Here is an 18,535-nt window from a genome sequence, read left to right on the forward strand (position 1 = left end):
AGCTCCAGCAATAGCCGTGGATGCACGCTGCCATGGGCTCCCGCTCAGCTTCCCAGCCGCGCCCGGATATCCCGAAGCCGGGCGACGTTGTTCACCAGCGCCGGAGCGCTGTCGAGGCCCTCGAGATAATCGAACACATAGGCGAGCACCGCATAGATCGCGCCAGCGCTGAACACCGGCGATCGGGTGAAATCGATCAGGAGCACCACCAGCGCCACGATCGTGGCGAGCTCCGTCACGGTCCAGGTCCACGATTCGCTGTCGGAGAGCTGCACATGCCAGCGCCGCACCCGGCCGAAGTGGCGCCGCAGGCGCAGCGGGCGCGCCGCCTCGATGTCCGCGATCTCGCGCTCGATCTGGTCGTTGAGGCCGCGGTGCAGGCGCAGGGCGCGCCGCCAGTACCAGGCGTTGACGAGTCCCATCGGCAGCAGCACCGCCATCGCGATGAATCCTGCCTCAAGGTCGTAGGTGAACAGCATCACCAGCGAGCCGACCACGGTCACCACCTGGGAGAACATGGCCGGCACGTCGGCCTCGAAGAAGCCGACCATGTCGCGCATCATCTCGACCCGCGCCGACACAATGCTCGTGCCGTGGCCCAGGCGCTTCTGCTCGGCCACGGTGCGCACGGCGAGGCGGGCATAAAGGCCCATGAAGACCCGGGTGTCGACGCGCTGGCGTACGAAGGCCGTGACCAGGTGCACCAGCCACACGGCGATCAGCGCCGAAAGGCCCCGGTAGCTGTTCTTCAGCAGCCCATCGACCGCCCAGCCGGTGAGCGCCGGATAGGCGAGCATGCAGAGGTTCTCCAGCAGGGTCAGGGAATAGGTGCCGGCGATCGACAGCCGCTCAGCCCTGGAGAGGGTGGAAAGGAGCGTCTGCGGCATCACCGGGCCCTGAAGTCCCCAGCCTGGCAGCGCTCACTCCACAACGAACGCCGGCTGGACCTGGGCCAGGCAACGGCGGTCGGGTGCCTGGCTGGGGTTGGCCAGAAAGTCGGCGGCGATTTGTGACACGCAGGCGGCGGCGGCCATCCCCTGCGGCGCAAACAGCGCCCCATGGCCGACACCGGGGAAGGTGACCACGTAGGCGGTGGTCTGGTTGCTGGCCACGGCTTCTCCGTAGGGGGCTGGCGTGACCGGGTCGTAGCTGCCGTTCAGCACCAGGGTGGGGATCTGCGGATTGGCAGTGTCAAAGGGAGGTTTCTGCTCCACCTGGAGCACGTCACAGGCGTTGTTGACCGCCTCGGCTTCGCGCAGGCCCAGGGGGAGCAGCTGCGGATAGGGCGCCGGCAGCACCTGGGCGGGCTGGACCCGCACCGATCGCCCCCGGGCACAGAGGACCGTGTGATACATCTCCCTGGCCCCCCTCGGTTCGAGATCCGACAGGGATTCGGCGATCCAGCCGACGTTGCCCTGGCTGGCGGCGTGAATGAACCGGGGCAGGGAACTGCCGCGCGCGGATTCACCGGAATAGGGCCGGGCGAGATAGGGCACGACGCCCATGACGAAGGCCTTGGCGTCGAGCTGGGTGGTGAAGGTCGCCTTCGTCGAGGGAATGGTGAGGGTCAGGGGGATGGGCTTCTGGTTGAGCCGATCGACGATGGCCAGAAACGTCGGCTCAAGATTCGGGTAGGCCGCATTGCACGCTTGATCCTGCGCGCAGGCGCGGAACACGTTCCTCAGGGCGTAGCTGATCGTATGGCTCGAGGCCAGATTGAAATCAAGATCCGGCCGCACGACGCCGTCGAGGATCACGCTCCGGAGTTTCGGCCTGTGCTTGTCAGCCTGGGCGATGACGTATTGCCCCAACAACGTGCCATAGGAAACGCCGTAATAATTGAAGGCCGGATAGCCCAGCGTCTCAGCGACGGCGTAGATATCGGCCGCATTCTCGCCGGTGTTGAAGGCGCTGGGATTGATCCCCTGCGCCTTCAGACGAGCGTTGCAGGCCCTGATCCAGCCTGGATCGGTGTAGTTCTGCTTCCCCTGCGCCACAGCGATGTTGTGGGCATTCAGCTCAGGGCAATAGAGGAAGGGTTTGGCATACCGAGTCCCCCGCTCCTCCACGAAGATCAGATCACGGCCCTGCAGCAACGCCTGGAGTTCGGGGAACTTCGGCAGGGCTCCATTGGCAATGTCGCCGATGGTGGAATCCCCAGGGCCACCCTGTTCGATGAACAGGGGATCAGCCGCAGGGGTTTTGCCCGTGCTGCGGGTGCGGATCACACCGAGCTGGATGGTGCGTCCCCGGGGCTTCGCATGCTGCTCAGGGACGGTGACGTAGCCGCAATCTGACTGGGCGGCGATGGCGGCGGGCACGTCGAAGGTCTTGCAGTCGACGGATTGCCATGCCGGGCCAAACGTGGCCGCACCTTGCACGGCTTGGCCAGGCGCGGATCCGCCTGCAGCGACGACAGCAAAGGTAAGAAGCGACAATCGGAACAACGGAGTTGACGCTGACTTCCCAAGAAGGGCTTGGCGTGATCGCGAATCAAAACAGTCGTTCTTCATTCGGCGCTAAAGACTCACTGGATGTTAGCAAGATGCTGCACGGATCTTCAGCGCACGTGCATCTCCATGTTTGGCTGGATAGCGAACCGCATGGCGGATCAGCCATAGCAGATCTGTCGAGGCTCCCGACCGCATCCAACGCTCACAGGTGGCATAGACGAGTTCCGGATGGTCTTTGGCGATATCCCCCAGGTGGTTGGCAACGCTGCGGCGCACATAAAGGGACGGATCGTTCTTCAGAGATTCAAGGATGGGCAACGTTGGCCTCGGATCGGCAACAAACGAAGGTAGGCGTTTCCCCCAGGGGAGCCTGGGCCGCGTCCCCTCACTGCAGAGGCGCCTCACATGCGGGTTGGGGTCGGTGATCCACTGATCAACCATCTCCAAGGTGCGCGCTTGCTGCTGGATCAGAAACGTGCGGATGGCAAATTCCGAGGTGAACCGCTTGGTGAGGGCATGCAAAGCAAGCATCGACGTCTCAAAGGGGTCGCTGCCGCTGTTGTGTTGTTCATCCTGCCCATACTCAGAAATAAAGAAGCTGTGTGGAAGATAGAAAAAGCCAGCCAGCCCCAAGTCTTCTGCATCTGGCTTCTCCGGCGTCAACGACGCCATGAGGATCTGAACGGCCTCTTCGTAGTTCCCAGGCAGGAAGGCATGAAGTGCCTTGGCGACATACAGGCCTCGCTGCATGATGGATAGGGGCTCAATCCCTGTGTATGCCGATTCACTAAATCGGCTGGCCGGAAACTCTGGATCGACGTACTGGATGTTGTTCGCCAGACACTCAAGGGCCTCCTGGCCGAGCAGGAGCTTCAGAGGCGTGCCCTTCTGAATGGAGCGCGGTGCCGAAGGGAGTGTGGGTACTCGAGGTGTCATGGTGGCCGGATCAATGCTGATGGCCATCGAGGTCGCTGGCCACCTGAGCAAGAATTTCGTCTGCATGGCTGAGGGCGATGAAATGGCCGCCGCCGCTGATGGAATGCCAGATGGCGCCAGGCGTCTTGTCCGCCACCGTCCTGTTGATGGGTTCAGGCACCAGTTTGTCATCCGTTCCCTGCCAGAAGTGGACCGGACGCGTGACTACGGTCATATCGAAGGGCCAGGCTTCGTAGAGCATCGTGGCGTCAGCGACAAGTCCTTCAGCGCCATGATGAAAACACTCTCGCGATGCATCCAGAAAGGATTGACAGACCTCCTCATCTGACAGGACTGCTTGATCAGAGAGGCCAATCGACTTCTTCAGAGCCTGTAAGTAGCTCGCCTCAAAGCGGGTAGCACTCAGGCCAAGCAGTTCATACATGAGTCTGAAGCCAGGATGGAAATGCAACGCCAGGCGCCCACCAAGCGCATCAACGCTGCTTTGGTACTTCACGGCCCAGTTGGCTCCCAACGTTCCGTAGCTGGCGCCAGCGATGCAGGTGACATTGGCAAGACGACCAGGGTCCAGGTAAGCAGCGGCGGCAAGGGCCCACGGGCCCCCTTCAGACCAGCCAGTGACCGCAAAGTGCTGGTCCTCGAAGGAATCGGCCAAGGCCAGGAGGTCGTTGGCCCATGACGCGAACGTACGGCCCGGCTGAGGATCAGACCCGCCGATACCCGGCCGATCCACACAGACAAACCTCAGCCCATGGGCCCTGGCAGACGAGTCAAAGAGATTCGCCTCCAGGCGGCTGGAGGGTCCACCGTGATTATGGATGACAAGGGGTCCGCCGTCGTCGCCGGTTTCAAGATAAGTGAGAGTTCGGTTGCCGACTTGGAAAGATCCTTCACGTGCCAACTAAACTTCCTCAAGTGAGCTTATCCACTTTAGGAGGATGTCAACACCTCAACGCTGCGCCTGAGTGGCAGGCCAAGAGTATCTGTATCTGGTACCAGAAGTGAACCCGTGGAGGCCTGTCCACTCAAGGGGCTTGTTCGAAGGTGTCGCATCTCAACAGGCAGCGTTTACTGACCTACACCTCATCTGCAAAGCTCAAGTCACTTCCGCTTCGCTTCTCACGCTCGCGCTCAACTTCAGACCCAGGGCCGTGACCACTTTCAGGATGGTGTCAAAGCTAGGACTGCGCTCTCCAGACAAGGCCTTGTAGAGGCTCTCCCTGGAAAGTCCTGAGTCTCTGGCCACTTGGGTCATCCCCTGGGCCCGTGCAATGTCGCCCAAGGCCTTGGCAATGAAGGCCGCATCACCATCCGCCTCCTCGATGCAGGCTTCCAGGTAAGCCGCCATCTCATCCGGTGTTCGTAGATACTCGGCAACGTCGTAGGGGGTGGTCGTGGTTTTCATCAGATCTCCTCCGTCAGGTTGTCTACCAGCAGAAGGGCCTCATCAATGTCCTTTGCTTGTGAGCTCTTGTCTCCGCCAGCCAAAAGGATGATCAAGGCGGTTCCCCTCTGCAGGTAGTAGACCCTGTATCCAGGGCCGTAGTTGATCCGCAACTCCGACACGCCGGCCCCAACAGGCTTGACGTCACCAGGATTGCCGCCGATGAGGCGCTCGATCCTGGCCTGAACCTTCGCTCGGGCTCTCAGATCACGGAGACCCTCAAGCCATCGGACAAACCGCTCTGTCTGGCGGACTTCAACCATACAACAACTGTAGCCTCCTGGCTACGACCATGCAACGCTGCCTTGCTGGCTCCCATCAAGGACAACACATCCTTCGAACGCTGCCCCTGAGTGGCAGGCAGAGATTTTAGAGCACCCGGAGGGAATCGGTGGTGGCCTGTCCACTCGAGGGGCTTGTTCGAAGAGTCGCCTCTCAACAGGCAATACTGTGTACCTTCACCTTCCAAGCAGCACTCATAGAACCTCTGCCTCCTGTTTCACCAAAGCTCTGGCGAAGATTCTGATAAATCATTATTCCACACACATTAACTATGGCATACAAGAGAAGACCAACTTCGGCAGTTTCGGAATAGCAGGCTTGGAAGCGTGCGATCGTGATGTCATACCGAAGAAAAGCAACACTTTAGAGCAATGGCTTTCGCGACCCCGAGAGCTTGCTTCTTTGCTGCGCTAACAGTTTTGTTTCTGGATACATTCCAGTCTGCCGCAAGGGTCTTTCCTGGGGATTCTCGGAGTGCCTGCTCAATCTACAAAGCAAAAACGCAGCAATGGAAGACTGATAATATGCATTCGATCAAAGAGACTGGTGCATTAAACAACGCGAGAGAATATGAGAATACTTTGGAGATCAAGAAGGCCATGATGACCGTGCTGATTCATCTTGGGTATACACAGCAGCAAGTTGCAGAGATGAGAGCTTGGGATGTGGATGGGGATAGGAGTCGTGCATTCTTCTGGAAAGATGGTATTCGGATTGCAAGAGAGTCTTCTCCTTACCGAATGGAAGTTGAACGCGGTCTGATGGGGAAGGAGCCCCAGACAGTTGCCTTTTGTGAGGGGCTAGGAATTCAGATACGCGCTAGATAATGATCTGTGGTGCAGCGCCAGAGACTGTGAGAGATATAGACAAGACAAGCTAAGCTCAACAAGCTGGGGCGAAGTCGCGATCCTTCGAACGCTGCCCATGAGTGGCAGGCAAGGAGCTTATGGTGGCGAAGCAAAAATATGTAGGCGGCCTGTCCACTCGATGGGCTTGTTAGATCCTCATTCACGAAAGGCGTGCAGATTCTGAGGCAATATGCCCCGCAAGAGAAGTGACAAATGTCTTCAGGCTAGTCATCGGCGAAAGCTCTGAGAATTCGCCGGAAGTCACAGCATCTCGTGGGGATGCAAGAAGACAGGCTGAAGTGTAAAGCCCTTCTTTGACAAGCTTCTGGCAGAGCAAGTCATATCTGCTTAGGTATGAAGCACCTTGGAACTCTGTAAAGACAGGGAAATGAGGCGAAGCATCTCGAACTGCTTTTCGTGATGCAGTTGAATCCTCTACCATCATCAGCCAGCCTACGAATGGCCTGGGCTGATTCCCAAGAGCTCCTTCTCTGTAGGCAGTCCACAGATCATGCGCAGTACCGATCGCCTCTTCGGTACGGTTATTGAAGTTATTCCCAAACGATCCCACCTGACTTTTAAGCTCTATTGCAGCGATGAGCTCGCCACGCTGGAGCACCAGAATGTCCCACAATTTCGTAGACCTAAAGAAGCCCGGCAGAGTCAGCATTGCTCTATTTATATGAATCTGAGCACTATCGAGCCCATTGAGTCGAATAATATCGATAACGAGGGAAAGAAAGCCATCCAAATTTTTGCCCGATGTGACACCTGAGCGCTCCCCTTGATCTGCCTTGCCAGATGCGATCTGTCTAGTCTTGGCTTCTTCCCGACTGCCCCAGAATTCCTTGACTGCTTCATGCGCTTTCTTTTTGTAGTCGGCAAGATTGAGTGTCATCAGAGTGTGGCCTCATGAAGCTTGATGAGGTCATCGATCTTGAGGTCATATAAAGAGCAGACTGCATCGTTGCACGCATCAATATCCCGAGACGCTGCGGCTTCAAGAAGTTCGGCTTTCATGCCATCTGATACTGCGCTCCAGCATGGGACTCTGATTCTACGGAGATACTGAGCTTGGAACCGCAAGAATCCACCTCGCATACGTGTGGAGTACATTGCAATAAACGCCCGAGTGAGCGATGACATTAGAACAGCCTGAAGACAGCGCAGATCCCACTCATCACTGATCATGTAATACAGATTGTGATGCGGGTAGAATTCTCCTTCCTCATATACAATATGCGATTCACCTTTAATGTCTGGTACCAGCAGCTTCGGACGCGCAGCCAGCGACGGAGTTATCCGATCGATAGTCCTGTACCAGTTTCGTGGATTCTTTTGGGCACAATGTCTGGCAAGAACCACGTCTCTGTGCTTTTGCAAATACCGTTCTAGCTTCGGATAGTCAGCTAATCCAACAAGCCTCCCATCGTCAAGAAAGGGATTGACTATCCCTTTGCCGAGCCACTTTACCTGGCCGGTAGCAATATCTCTAGTTCTCACTAGCTTTAACTTGCGGCTGGGCTCAATATCCAGCTTTTCATAATCAGCGATGAAAACACGATCGGCACCAGTAGCAACGCCAATGCCCACCTTGCATCCTGCATCTTCGAGTAGGGGATAATCAGCTTCTATTTGTCGAATTAGATCAACCTGATCGTCACTTCCTAGCAACCATGGTGATGTGCTAGGAGCCAGTGCCGTAGATTCAAGGGGTGCCAGGAATTGGGCGCTTTCCTCTGAGATCAACTGGTGAGTAATCTGTTTCAGCGCTTCCTTGCTTAGAGACGGATTGCGAGCAATTCTAGTAATACTAGGACGATCTCTCGTGATTATGGTAATTGCAGGATACGCGCATACATCCTCCTGAAAGGCTTGTGTCTGCACCATATCAACGTAGATCTTAAAATGAAATGATTCGGAAATCATCTTTCGCAATGGCCCGCCATACTTATTTTTCATCCAGCGATCAGCGCAGATGAAGCCAAGTACCCCGCTTGGCACCAGTGAACTCAGGGACTTCTCAATGAACGGGATATAGATATCAGCTCGATCGTAGAATGTGTGAAATCTAAGTCTATATTCGTGAAGAAGAGGTGCAGGGATCAGTTCTTGTCTCACATATGGAGGATTGCCGACGATGACATTGAATTCGTTGCCAGCATCTGCCAGCAGGAAGTCGTCATTATAAAGCCACTTGCCCGCCAGATATTTGGAATCTTCATGGGTGAAGCCTTCCTCAATCAAGGCATTGCGAATTAAGTCCTTTGTTCTTGAGAACGTTTCAGTGTGAAGCTCAAAGCCAACCAAGGTGTCTTCTATGGCGGTTGCAGATGGAGATTCTCCATGCTTTGATCGCCACGAGGCCAATATTCGCTTCAGCAACGGGATCAGAAAATCTCCACCCCCAAATGAGGGCTCAAGGAATCTGATTCCAGTTAAATCAGAAGAATATCGCGCAGAAGCAAGGTCGAGAATAAAATCAACTACCTCTGACTTTGTATAAACAGCGCCTCTTGCCTCAATGCCTCCAGAGCTTGCCAGTGAATCAATGGCTTTTTGTACTCGATCTGATCGGCCAGCGTTGATTGCGCCAGGGAAAGGGATTGGGAGCATCCCCTGAACAGCTTGCAATTCAGAGCCCCCCATCTGTAGTGCAAGCGTACTGCATCAACGCTCGGCTGCCAAGCGTGCATCCCAGCCAGGCTGGGATGGTTTCAGGATGCTACCTAGCGGCACAGATCGGCAGCAAGAAAGAATGGAATGGCGAGAGGTCCACTGATGGATCTAACGCCAATTAGACGGTTTCCGATATCCACTCGATGGCGGCCCCATCCTTCCGTGAACCACGCCGGAGCTTCGAACTGACGTCCGCCAAACCCCTTGCAATGCAGGACTGACCCGCTTCGGACCAGCCAACGATAACGATGGTTCACGGGTCCGATATCCACATGTTCAGACCGATACAGATGGCTTCCAGGGTCCTTGCGGAAGCTAAATGAAGAGCAAGGACAAAGCCAGGCGAGCTTCCTGATCGAAAACCTCAGCCTGGTGGTTCTTCAACAGCTCGCTCAAGTTCTCCCGCCCTAGCCTCAGCTGTGCTCCCGCAGAAACCCGATCGTGCCCTCCAGCTCCTCAGCGAAGCGGTCGATCTCTTCCGGGGTGGTGGTGAAGCCCAGGCTGGCGCGGGCGGAGCTGGCCAGGCCGTAGTGGCGGTGAAGGGGCTGGGTGCAGTGGTGGCCGCTGCGGATGCACACTCCCGCCGAATCCAGCAGGGCGGCGATGTCGTTGGCGTGCAGGCCGTCCACGCTGAAGGCCGCTAACGCGGCCCGGTCGGGTTGCTGGTCCGGCGCTGGCCCCAGGATCCGCACGCCGTCGATGGCCTGGAGCCGCTCGAACAGGCGCCGGGTGAGCTGCTGCTCCCAGGCGTGGATGCGCTCCATGCCCAGGTTCTGCAGGTAATCGAGGGCCGCACCCATGCCGATCGCCTCACCGATCGCCGGGGTGCCGGCTTCGAACTTGTGGGGCAGATCGGCCCAGGTGCTGTGGTCCAGGTACACGTCGTGGATCATCTCGCCGCCCCCCAGGAACGGCGGCATCGCCTCCAGCAGCGCCTCGTGGGCCCAGAGGAAGCCCATGCCCGTGGGCCCGCACAGCTTGTGGGAGGAACCCACCAGGAAATCGGCCCCGAGGGCGGCCACGTCCACCGGCTTGTGGGGCAGGCTCTGGCAGGCATCCACCAGCAGCAGGGCGCCGGCCCCGTGGGCCAGGGTGGCCACCGCCTCGATCGGATTGAGGCAGCCCAGGGTGTTGCTCACGTGCACCAGACTCACCAGCCTGGTGCGATCGCTGAGCTTGGCCTTGAGGTCCTCCAGATCCAGCTCACCGCTCTCGGTGACGCCCGCATGGCGCAGCACGCACCCCGTCCGGGCCGCCAGCAGCTGCCAGGGCACCAGGTTGCTGTGGTGCTCCATCACCGACAGCAGCACCTCATCGCCCTCCCGCAGGTTGGCGTCACCCCAGGTGCGGGCCACCAGGTTGATCGCCTCAGTGGCATTGCGGGTGTACACGATCTCCCGGGCGCTGGCGGCCCCGATGAAGGCAGCCACCTTGCCCCGGGCCGCCTCGAAATGGTCGGTGGCACGGGCGCTCAGCTGGTGGGCGCCGCGGTGCACGTTGGCGTTGTCGAGGCTGTAGTACTGCTGCAGCGCCTCCAGCACCTGGCGCGGCTTCTGGCTGGTGGCGGCGTAATCCAGGTAGATCAGCGGCTGGCCCAGGCAGGCCGTCTGGCTCAGAAGGGGGAAATCGGGGCGGGTCAACGCCGCCAGGTCGGCCACCAATGGGGCACCGGCCAGCGGCGGCGCCGCGACCATCGGGGAATTGGTGGAGGTCGCCGTCATCGGCCCTCCTCCCCCAGCAGGCTGGCCAGGGGCTGCCAGGCGGAAGCAGCGGCGGGCAGCTCCTGCAGCACCTCTTCGCAAAAGCCCCGCAGCAGCAGCCGGGCCGCCTGGTCGGCGGCGATGCCGCGGCTCTGCAGGTAAAAGAGTTCGTCCTGCTGCAGCCGGCTCACGGTGGCGCCATGGGCGCAGCGCACGTCGTCGGCGACGATCTCCAGCTCGGGCTTGGTGTCGATGCGGGCCCGATCCGACAGCAGCAGGTTGCGGCTCAGCTGGGCCGCATCGGTGCGCTGGGCTGCACGGGGCACCTGCACCGCCCCGTTGAACACGCTGCGGCCCTGGCCATCGGCCACCGCCTTGTGCAATTGCTCCAGCCGCCCGTCCGGCCCCTCGAACACCATCTGGCTGTGGGTGTCGCTGATCTGGCGGCCATCCGCCAGTTGCAGCGCCTTGAGGGCACTGTGGGCCGCCCCCTCGCGTTGCACCAGCCGCGGCTCCAGCCGCCCCAGGGCCCAGCCGCCGTGGGCACTCACGCCGCTGTAACGGCTGCCCGTGGCCTGCTCCACCGCGACGGTGGCGAGCAGGCAGCCCGCTTCGGCGCCGGGCGCCAGCAGGCCGTGGCGCAGTTCGGCGCCCTCGCCCAGGCGGGCCTCCAGCACCACGCTGGTGAGGTTGGCCCCAGCGCTGCGGTGCACCTGCAAAATCTCAAGGGAGGAATCGGGTTCCAGCACCAGCAGCAGCCGCAGGGGCAGGATGCCCTCGCCATCGCCGGCGTCACTCACCAGCTCCAGGGTGGTGGCAACCGTGCCGCGCACCCGAAGGGCCAGGACGTTGCGGGCCGTGGCGCCGTTGAGCAGCACCGGCCAGAGCTCGGCGCTGCCGGTGGCGGCCAGCACCTGGCCCAGGCTCTCACCCAGCCCGGCTCCTGTGATGGGCTCGAGACCCGCCGGCAGGCTGATTCCGGCCAGGGGATCGCTGTGGCCATCGAGGGTCAGCCTCAGGCTTCCTGCCGCCGGCTCCGGATGCGTTCCAGGGGCAGGCCTGAGCAGCGTGGGCTTCAGGGCGGTGAGCGGGGCCAGGTCGGTGAAGCGCCAGGCCTCATCACGCCGCGTTGGCAGCGGGGTCTGCGCCAGGGCCTGGGCGGCCCGGGCATCGGCGCCACCGGCGGCGTCCGCCAGCAGGGCGGAGACCCAGCTGCCGGGGGCGGTGCCGGCGGTGGCTGTGGGGGTGGAGAGCGAAGCGGCCACCATCTCAGCCCACCTCCGCCGGCGTGCGCTCCAGCGCCGCCAGTTCGGCATCGACCCAGTCGTAGCCGCGCTCCTCAAGCTCCAGGGCCAGCTCCTTGCCGCCGGTGCGCAGGATCCGGCCCGCCGCCATCACGTGCACGTAGTCGGGGGTGATCACATCCAGCAGCCGCTGGTAGTGGGTGATCAGCAGGGTGGCGTTGTCGGGGCCGGCCAGGTGGTTCACGCCGCCGGCCACGATGCGCAGGGCATCAATGTCGAGGCCGGAGTCGGTTTCATCGAGCACGGCCACCAGGGGTTCGAGCAGGGCCATCTGCAGGATCTCGTTGCGCTTCTTCTCGCCACCGGAGAAGCCCTCGTTGACGCTGCGCTCCAGGAAGGCCGGATCCATCTGCACCACCTGCAGCCGTTCGCGCACCAGATCCTCAAAAGCGAAGGTGTCGAGCTCCTCCTCCCCCTTGCCGGCGCGGCGGGCATTGGTGGCCACCCGCAGGAACTCCAGGTTGCTCACCCCGGGGATCTCCACCGGGTACTGGAAGCCGAGGAACAGGCCGGCACGGGCCCGCAGTTCCGGCTCCAGCGTGAGCAGGTCGTCGCCCATGTAGCGCACGCTGCCGCCGGTGACGGTGTAGGCCGGGTGGCCCGCCAGCACCTTGGAGAGGGTGCTCTTGCCGCTGCCGTTGCGGCCCATCACCGCATGGATCTCACCGGCGCGGATCGTCAGGGACACCCCCTTGAGGATCGGCTGGTCCTCCACGCGGGCCGTGAGATCACGGATCTCGAGCAGTACGGGAGCGTCGGGGCGGATCACGGCGGGGGAGAAAAGGGCAGGGAAGGGACAGGGGAAAAGCGTGGGGCCGGCCGGGGTGGCCGCGGGCCGGGATCAGCCGACCGAACCCTCGAGCTTGAGGGCCAGGAGCTTGTCGGCCTCGGCGGCGAACTCCATCGGCAGCTGGTTGAACACGTCGCGGCAGAAGCCGCTCACCATCATCGACACCGCCTCCTCGAAGGCGATCCCCCGGCTCTGCAGATAGAAGAGCTGGTCGGCGGAGATGCGGCAGGTACTGGCCTCGTGCTCGATGCGGGCCTCCGGCTGCTGGGAGCGGATGTAGGGGTAGGTGTTGGCGGCGGCCTGGTCGCCGATCAGCATCGAATCGCATTGGCTGTAGTTGCGGGCGCCCACGGCCTTGGGGCCCAGCTGCACCAGCCCCCGGTAGCTGTTGGAGGAATGGCCGGCGCTGATCCCCTTGCTCACGATCGTGGAGCGGGTGCGGGGGCCCACGTGGATCATCTTGGTGCCGGTGTCGGCCTGCTGGCGGTTGTTGGTGAGGGCCACCGAGTAGAACTCGCCCACCGAATCCGCCCCCTGCAGCACGCAACTGGGGTACTTCCAGGTGATCGCCGAGCCGGTTTCCACCTGGGTCCAGCTGATGTGGCTGCGATCACCACGGCACTGGCCCCGCTTGGTGACGAAGTTGTAGATGCCCCCCTTGCCGTTCTCATCCCCCGCATACCAGTTCTGGACGGTGGAGTACTTGATCGAGGCGTCATCGAGCGCCACCAGCTCCACCACCGCCGCGTGCAGCTGGTTGGTGTCGAACATCGGCGCCGTGCAGCCCTCCAGGTAGCTCACCGAAGCCCCTTCCTCGGCCACGATCAGGGTGCGCTCAAACTGGCCGGTGTCGCCGGAGTTGATGCGGAAGTAGGTGGAGAGCTCCATCGGGCATTCCACCCCCTTCGGAATGAACACGAAGGAGCCGTCGCTGAACACGGCCGAATTGAGGGCCGCGAAGTAGTTGTCGTTGCCGGGCACCACCGTGCCGAGGTATTTCTCGATCAGGTCGGCGTGGTCCTTCACCGCCTCGCTGATCGAGCAGAAGATCACCCCATGCTCGGCCAGCTTCTCCCGGTAGGTGGTGGCGATCGAAACGCTGTCGAACACCGCATCCACCGCCACGTTGGAGAGGCGCTTCTGCTCGCTCAGGGGGATGCCGAGCTTCTCGAAGGTTTCCAGCAGTTTCGGGTCCACCTCATCGAGGCTGGCCTTCTTCTCCTGCTGCTTGGGGGCCGCGTAGTAGATGATCTCCTGGTAGTCGATCGGCGGATGGCCCAAGGACGCCCAGTCGGGCTCCTCCATCTGCAGCCACTGGCGGTACGAGCGCAGGCGGAAATCGAGCAGGAAGGCCGGCTCCTGCTTCTTGGCGGAGATCAGCCGCACCACATCTTCGCTGAGCCCCTTGGCGATCTTCTCGGTTTCGATGTCGGTGACGAAGCCGTACTTGTACGGCTGGCTCACCAGATCGCCGACGGTTGCGCTGCTCGCCATGGGGAAAAGGGGCCGGTTCAGCCGGCGGTGAGGGTCTGGATGTCTTCGAGGCTGATGGTCTGCTCCTCGCCGCGGAAGGGGTTGTCTTCGGTGAGGAAGAGCATGCAATGGCATTCCTTGCGTTCGCGCATCGGCACGCAGGGGCAGTTCCAGAAGGCCTGGGCCACCTCGGCCTCCTTGTCTTCGTAGTGGCGGCAGGGGCAGAGGGCACCGCCCAGTTCGTCCTTGTGCCGGGCCAGACCCTCCAGCACCACCGCGGTGACCCCTGGATCGCTGCAGAAATAGGTGCCGGTGCGCTGGGCGTAGGTTTCCGCGAAACGGCGGATCACTTCCAGGCTTTCGGCACCGGCGGCGGGGGTCGTGGTGGTGGAGGCGTCGGTCATGGGCAGAGCGTCGGTTGCGTGCACCGGTGGATCGAATAACGAAACACTTTGGTTTCGTTACTACGGGAGCCTAAGGCACAGGCGCAGTCCATTGGCGGCATGGAGAAGTCATTGTGACGCCCCGGCGGGCACCACGGCCGGCCCCCCATTCCCCCTGAGTGCGTGGCATGGTGTTTTGGTCAGACGCCCGTCATGAGCGCCCCCGCCCAGTCACCCGCCCCCGCGGCCGGCCCTGCCGAAGGGGCCCATCCCACCCGGGAGGCAGCCCTGTCGGTGCTGCTCCGGGAAGGGGAAGCCACGGCGGCCCAGCTGGCGGGATCCCTGGGGGTGTCAGTGCAGGCGATGCGTCGTCACCTGCGCAGCTTGGAGGACGACGGCCTGGTGGAAGCCAGCCCCTCCCATGAGGGCCCCGGCCGGCCCAGCAACCGTTGGCGCCTCACCGCCCAGGGCCAGGGCCGCTTCCCCGACGGCAGCGAGAACTTCGCCCTCGGCCTGCTCCATACCCTCACCGAAAACCTGCCCGCCGACACCCTGGAGCTGGTGCTTCGCCAGCAGGCCGAACAGAAGGCCGCCGACTACCGCCGCCTGATCGGCAGCGGCCCCCTGGGCCAGCGGCTTGAGCGACTGGTGGAACTGCGGCGCAAGGAGGGCTACGTGGCCGAATGCCGCCGCGACGACGACCCCAATTCCAGCGGCGCCACACCTGCACCTGCCTGGGTGATCAGTGAGTTTCACTGCTCGGTGGTGCGCATCGCCGAAAAATACCCAGTGGTCTGCGACCAGGAGCTGCGCCTGATCCGCCACACCTTCCCCGACTGCGCCGTGGATCGCGTCCACTGGCGCCTGGAGGGCGGCCACAGCTGCGGCTTCCGCATCGCCCCCTTGGCTGCCAGCCCCGCCCCTGCCCCCTGAGCCGTGCTCAGCCCTGACGAGCTGCAGGAGCTGGAGGCCAGCCTGCTCCCCACCCTGGAGCGCCACCACCTGCGGCTCCTGGCCCATGGCCTGCGCACCCTCCAGGCCATCGCCGGCGCCCAGGGCGGGCCACTCCCCCCGGCCGGAGCGATCGAAGCCTGGGCCCGCCAGCAGCCGGTGATTCAGGAGGATCCCGGCTTCGCCGATGCCTTCCTCAACCAACTGGACGGCGTGGGGCAACAGCTGGCAGCCATCGCCACCGCCGCCAGCCGGGAGCCCCTGGCCCTCGATCTTCCCGATCTGATCCACTGGGCTACCCAGGAGGCCGACCGTCGCGTCAGGCCCCCGGCAGCCCCACCAGGCCAGCCACCAGGCTGACCCCGGCCAGGGCGGCGGCGGCGGCCACCACCCCCCGCCAGCCGGGCCTGTCCCCCTCCAGGGCCGCCAGGGGCAGGGCCATCACCGGCGCCGTCGACAGCAGGGCCACGGCGAGCCCCCCCGGCAGACCCGCCAGGGCGGTCTGCTGCAGAACGATCCCGGCGCTGGTGCCCAGCAGGGTGGCCGCCAGGGCCAGGGGCCAGCGGCGGCTGGCCGGCCGGGGCCCTTGGGCGGCCCGCGCCAGTCCCACCAGCAGCGGCAGCATCACCACCGCCGCCGCCCCCAGCCGCAAGGTGGCGGCCTGCAGCGGTTCCGGCCCCCCGGCCAGCAGCCCCGCCCTGGCCAGCAGCGCTCCGCCGCTGCCGCAGGCCAGGGCCCCAAGGGCCAGGGCCACCCCCACCCCTTCGGCGCCCTCCGGCTGGTCCTCCCGGGGGGCACGCTGATGCACCACCAGCAGCACCGCCAGGCTGATCAGCGCGATCCCCAGCCACTGGGCCAGCCGGGGCACCTCCCCCAGCAGCGCCACCCCCGCCAGGCTGGTGACCGCCGGACCGCCGGCGTCGATGGTGAGGGTGCGCCGCGTACCCAGCCGCCGCAGGGCCGCGAAGAACAATGTGTCCCCCAGAGCGATCCCCAGCACCCCGCTGAGGGCCAGCAGCAGCAGCGAGCGCGGCGCCACCTGCCAGGGGAGCGCCAGGGCCAGGGGCAGCAGCAGGGCCACCGCCAGCAGGTTCTTGAGCAGATTCAGCCGGGCCGCCGAGAGGGAGGTGGGCAGCCGGCGCCACAGCAGGCTGGCGAAGGCCCAGCAGAACGCGGCCGCAAGCGCGGCGGCGACGGGAGCGGCGGACAAGGGGCCGCAGGAGGGTGGGAGAGTTGCGATCATCGCCTGATCGCGCCCCTTCGCCTGAGGCCCCGTGAGCGGATCCATCGCCGACGCCATCACTTTCTTCCGGCTCAGCTGCGGGCGCTGGCGTTCCCAGCGCAGCAGCCACCACCTGCTGCACCGGCGCGCCGAAGCGGGCGGCTCCTTCATTGAAGTGGTGGAGCTGGAGGCGGACGATCCGCGCCTGGAGGCGATCGCCGTGCTGCACGGCCAGGATCCGGCCGGCCTGGTGGGGGGCTGCCGGGTGCGCTGGAGCGGCTCAATGGCCTGGGACAAAGCCGGCGAGGCCCACGAGGGCGAAAGCGTCTTCGGCCTGATCCCCAGCGATGAACGCGGCCGCCAGGGCCTGCTGCTGCGCGACCGCGGCTATGCCGAAACGGCGCCGGTGGCGGGCCATTTCGCCATGGACGACCGGGACGGCCTGCTGCTCACCACCAGCTACGAGACGATGAACAGCCTGGAGCGGTTCAGCTTCGCCGGGCCCGATGTGCGCCTGCGCACCAGCACGGTCGAGGGGCTCTCCAACACCGCCTCCTTCTGCGTCGAGACCCGCATCCCCAGCGAGACGGCAGGCGATTCGCCCCCCCCAGCCAGCCCCACGGCCGCCGCGTCCGCCACCCCAACCAGCCCCGAATCGAGCCCTGAAACCGCCTGCCTGTCAGCCCTGGGCTGGTGAGATCGGCGCCGCTGGGGGTGTGTCCAACGTTACGGACTGTGAGCCCTGCCCTTCCGCGCCCGGGGGCGCCGCGGCCCTACTTCTACGATCCCCATCGACGGATGCCGGACCACGCGTGGCTCTTCCACTCCTCAAGTACGCCCCCACAACCCAGAACTCGCGTGTGACGCCGTTCCGGGTGGGTTCCGACGAGGACCCCAAGGCTGCGTCCATGGACAAGGCCATGGACCGGGAAGATCAGAACTTTGTGATCGAAGCGGCTTACCGCCAGATTTTCTTCCATGCCTTCAAAGTCGACCGCGACCGCACCCTTGAGAGCCAGCTGCGGGACGGCCAGATCACGGTGCGGGACTTCATCCGCTCCCTGTGCCTGTCGGACACCTTCAACCGCAGCTTCTACAACCTCAACAGCAACTACCGGGTGGCCCGCCACCTGGTCGAGAAGCTGCTGGGCCGCCAGGTCTACGGCAAGTCCGAGGAGATTGCCTGGTCCGCCGTGCTGATGACCCGCGGGGTCCGCGGCATGGTCGACGACATCCTCGACTCCCAGGAGTACCTCGACGCCTTCGGCTACGACACAGTGCCCTTCCACCGCAACCGGGTGGTGGGCTCCCGCGAGGTCGGTGAGACCCCCTTCAACCTCACCTCTCCCCGCTACGAGTCGTACTACCGCGGCATCCTGGGCTTCCCCCAGATCGTCTACACCGGCAAGACCCGCAGCTTCCCCGAGCGTGCCCAGCAGCGCCGCGGTGGCTTCCCGCAGGACTACCTGCCCTGGGTCCGCACCCTGCCCGCCCTGCGTGGCGTCGGCGGCGCCGCCGCCGGCAACACCGGCATGGACTACCTCTCCAAGGTGCCCTACCGCAGCATCGGTCGCTGAGATCGGGCCGTTCCGGCCCAAGCGCCCTTCCGCCCGAGCCCTGCAGCGTCACTGCTGCAGGGCTCTTTTGTGTCCTGGGCTGGCCCGTGGCGGCAGGGCGCGCCTCAGGCCGTCAGTGGTTCCTGACCACTTGGGAGCGTTGCCACCCAAAGGTGGAAACGTCCTCCAGACTGATCCCAAACGAATTCTGATGTTGTGAGCCAGAAGACGCTGACCTCCCTGGCGATGATGACGCTGCGCCAGCTGCGGCAGATCGCCAGTGACCTCGGCGTTTCTCTGTACAGCCGCAAATCCAAGGAGGAGCTGGTGGAGGCCATCAGCACCCGCCAGGTGGAGGAGGGAGAAGGGCGGAGCCTTGAGCGCATCGAGGCCGACATGCCCCCGGCCCCCCGGCCCGCCGCCGAGACCCGTGTCGTCTTCCTGCCCCGTGATCCCCAGTGGGCCTACGTCTTCTGGGACATCTCCGAGGACGACCGCAGCGATGCTCTCCATG

General features: G+C 63.2%; 19 protein-coding genes. 5 read left to right on the forward strand and 14 right to left on the reverse strand.

From position 1 onward, the window contains the following. Nucleotides 1–44 precede the first annotated feature (44 nt). From KBY95_RS12630 to KBY95_RS12690, 13 genes are all read right to left on the reverse strand, one after another. On the reverse strand, nt 45–887 hold the full coding sequence (locus tag KBY95_RS12630) for an ABC transporter six-transmembrane domain-containing protein (protein WP_254965399.1): 843 nt from the start codon (nt 885–887) through the stop codon (nt 45–47). A 33-nt stretch (nt 888–920) separates the two neighbouring features. Beyond that, nucleotides 921–2,381 (reverse strand): alpha/beta hydrolase, encoded by a 1,461-nt coding sequence (locus KBY95_RS12635; protein ID WP_254965400.1) that lies wholly within the window; start codon nt 2,379–2,381, stop codon nt 921–923. Nucleotides 2,382–2,537: 156 nt separating this feature from the next. Continuing rightward, nucleotides 2,538–3,416: a DNA alkylation repair protein gene (locus KBY95_RS12640; protein ID WP_254965401.1), complete on the reverse strand. Its 879-nt coding sequence runs from the start codon at nt 3,414–3,416 to the stop codon at nt 2,538–2,540. Continuing rightward, complete coding sequence (locus KBY95_RS12645; protein ID WP_254965402.1) at nt 3,400–4,290, reverse strand: alpha/beta fold hydrolase; 891 nt, start codon at nt 4,288–4,290, stop codon at nt 3,400–3,402. The genes KBY95_RS12640 and KBY95_RS12645 overlap by 17 nt, the downstream gene beginning before the upstream one ends. A 195-nt stretch (nt 4,291–4,485) precedes the next feature. Then, entirely contained in the window at nt 4,486–4,794 is a 309-nt protein-coding gene (locus KBY95_RS12650; protein WP_254965403.1) for an addiction module antidote protein, read from the reverse strand. Next, entirely contained in the window at nt 4,794–5,096 is a 303-nt protein-coding gene (locus KBY95_RS12655) for a type II toxin-antitoxin system RelE/ParE family toxin (RefSeq protein WP_254965404.1), read from the reverse strand. The genes KBY95_RS12650 and KBY95_RS12655 overlap by 1 nt, the downstream gene beginning before the upstream one ends. A 1,027-nt stretch (nt 5,097–6,123) precedes the next feature. Further along, nucleotides 6,124–6,861 (reverse strand): PaeR7I family type II restriction endonuclease, encoded by a 738-nt coding sequence (locus KBY95_RS12660; RefSeq protein WP_254965405.1) that lies wholly within the window; start codon nt 6,859–6,861, stop codon nt 6,124–6,126. Then, nucleotides 6,861–8,612: an Eco57I restriction-modification methylase domain-containing protein gene (locus tag KBY95_RS12665; protein WP_254965406.1), complete on the reverse strand. Its 1,752-nt coding sequence runs from the start codon at nt 8,610–8,612 to the stop codon at nt 6,861–6,863. The genes KBY95_RS12660 and KBY95_RS12665 overlap by 1 nt, the downstream gene beginning before the upstream one ends. A 443-nt stretch (nt 8,613–9,055) precedes the next feature. Next, the gene (locus KBY95_RS12670; RefSeq protein ID WP_254965436.1) at nt 9,056–10,336 is read right to left on the reverse strand and encodes a SufS family cysteine desulfurase; all 1,281 of its coding nucleotides are present in this window, start codon (nt 10,334–10,336) and stop codon (nt 9,056–9,058) included. Between the two features lie 23 nt (nt 10,337–10,359). Continuing rightward, a complete protein-coding gene (gene sufD / locus KBY95_RS12675) occupies nt 10,360–11,610 on the reverse strand; it encodes a Fe-S cluster assembly protein SufD (RefSeq protein WP_254965408.1) in 1,251 nt (416 codons plus the stop codon). A gap of 1 nt (nt 11,611) precedes the next feature. Next, nucleotides 11,612–12,415 (reverse strand): Fe-S cluster assembly ATPase SufC, encoded by an 804-nt coding sequence (sufC, locus tag KBY95_RS12680; protein ID WP_254965410.1) that lies wholly within the window; start codon nt 12,413–12,415, stop codon nt 11,612–11,614. Between the two features lie 72 nt (nt 12,416–12,487). Then, a complete protein-coding gene (gene sufB, locus KBY95_RS12685) occupies nt 12,488–13,930 on the reverse strand; it encodes a Fe-S cluster assembly protein SufB (RefSeq protein WP_254965419.1) in 1,443 nt (480 codons plus the stop codon). 17 nt (nt 13,931–13,947) lie between these two features. Then, the gene (locus KBY95_RS12690) at nt 13,948–14,313 is read right to left on the reverse strand and encodes a ferredoxin-thioredoxin reductase catalytic domain-containing protein (protein WP_254954950.1); all 366 of its coding nucleotides are present in this window, start codon (nt 14,311–14,313) and stop codon (nt 13,948–13,950) included. Between the two features lie 192 nt (nt 14,314–14,505). Between KBY95_RS12690 and sufR the strand changes: the two genes are divergently transcribed. Further along, nucleotides 14,506–15,225 (forward strand): iron-sulfur cluster biosynthesis transcriptional regulator SufR, encoded by a 720-nt coding sequence (gene sufR, locus KBY95_RS12695; protein ID WP_254965421.1) that lies wholly within the window; start codon nt 14,506–14,508, stop codon nt 15,223–15,225. Between the two features lie 3 nt (nt 15,226–15,228). Next, a complete protein-coding gene (locus KBY95_RS12700) occupies nt 15,229–15,603 on the forward strand; it encodes a hypothetical protein (protein ID WP_254965423.1) in 375 nt (124 codons plus the stop codon). Here KBY95_RS12700 and KBY95_RS12705 read toward each other — a convergent pair. Beyond that, nucleotides 15,563–16,453, reverse strand: coding sequence for an EamA family transporter (locus tag KBY95_RS12705; RefSeq protein ID WP_396095022.1), 891 nt, complete (start codon nt 16,451–16,453; stop codon nt 15,563–15,565). The two genes, KBY95_RS12700 and KBY95_RS12705, sit on opposite strands and share 41 nt — an antisense overlap. A gap of 64 nt (nt 16,454–16,517) precedes the next feature. Here KBY95_RS12705 and KBY95_RS12710 point away from each other — a divergent pair, with 64 nt between their 5' ends. The 3 genes from KBY95_RS12710 to KBY95_RS12720 all read left to right on the forward strand — a co-directional run. Next, a complete protein-coding gene (locus KBY95_RS12710; RefSeq protein ID WP_254965427.1) occupies nt 16,518–17,162 on the forward strand; it encodes a phycobiliprotein lyase in 645 nt (214 codons plus the stop codon). Nucleotides 17,163–17,277: 115 nt separating this feature from the next. Then, entirely contained in the window at nt 17,278–18,042 is a 765-nt protein-coding gene (locus KBY95_RS12715) for a phycobilisome rod-core linker polypeptide (protein WP_254965429.1), read from the forward strand. Nucleotides 18,043–18,270: 228 nt separating this feature from the next. Beyond that, a partial coding sequence (locus KBY95_RS12720) for a Rho termination factor N-terminal domain-containing protein (protein ID WP_254965437.1) occupies nt 18,271–18,535 on the forward strand: 265 nt, incomplete at its 3' end.

Origin of the sequence: Cyanobium sp. Aljojuca 7A6 (assembly GCF_024346455.1) — a bacterium.
GTDB lineage: Bacteria > Cyanobacteriota > Cyanobacteriia > PCC-6307 > Cyanobiaceae > Cyanobium.

Bases quoted from the DNA above. Each gene is read 5' to 3' on its own strand.
- KBY95_RS12630 (WP_254965399.1), bottom strand. From the start codon at position 887: ATGCCGCAGACGCTCCTTTCCACCCTCTCCAGGGCTGAGCGGCTGTCG.
- KBY95_RS12640 (WP_254965401.1), bottom strand. From the start codon at position 3,416: ATGGCCATCAGCATTGATCCGGCCACCATGACACCTCGAGTACCCACA.
- KBY95_RS12650 (WP_254965403.1), bottom strand. From the start codon at position 4,794: ATGAAAACCACGACCACCCCCTACGACGTTGCCGAGTATCTACGAACA.
- KBY95_RS12655 (WP_254965404.1), bottom strand. From the start codon at position 5,096: ATGGTTGAAGTCCGCCAGACAGAGCGGTTTGTCCGATGGCTTGAGGGT.
- KBY95_RS12660 (WP_254965405.1), bottom strand. From the start codon at position 6,861: ATGACACTCAATCTTGCCGACTACAAAAAGAAAGCGCATGAAGCAGTC.
- KBY95_RS12665 (WP_254965406.1), bottom strand. From the start codon at position 8,612: ATGGGGGGCTCTGAATTGCAAGCTGTTCAGGGGATGCTCCCAATCCCT.
- KBY95_RS12670 (WP_254965436.1), bottom strand. From the start codon at position 10,336: ATGGTCGCGGCGCCGCCGCTGGCCGGTGCCCCATTGGTGGCCGACCTG.
- sufD (WP_254965408.1), bottom strand. From the start codon at position 11,610: ATGGTGGCCGCTTCGCTCTCCACCCCCACAGCCACCGCCGGCACCGCC.
- sufB (WP_254965419.1), bottom strand. From the start codon at position 13,930: ATGGCGAGCAGCGCAACCGTCGGCGATCTGGTGAGCCAGCCGTACAAG.
- KBY95_RS12690 (WP_254954950.1), bottom strand. From the start codon at position 14,313: ATGACCGACGCCTCCACCACCACGACCCCCGCCGCCGGTGCCGAAAGC.
- sufR (WP_254965421.1), top strand. From the start codon at position 14,506: ATGAGCGCCCCCGCCCAGTCACCCGCCCCCGCGGCCGGCCCTGCCGAA.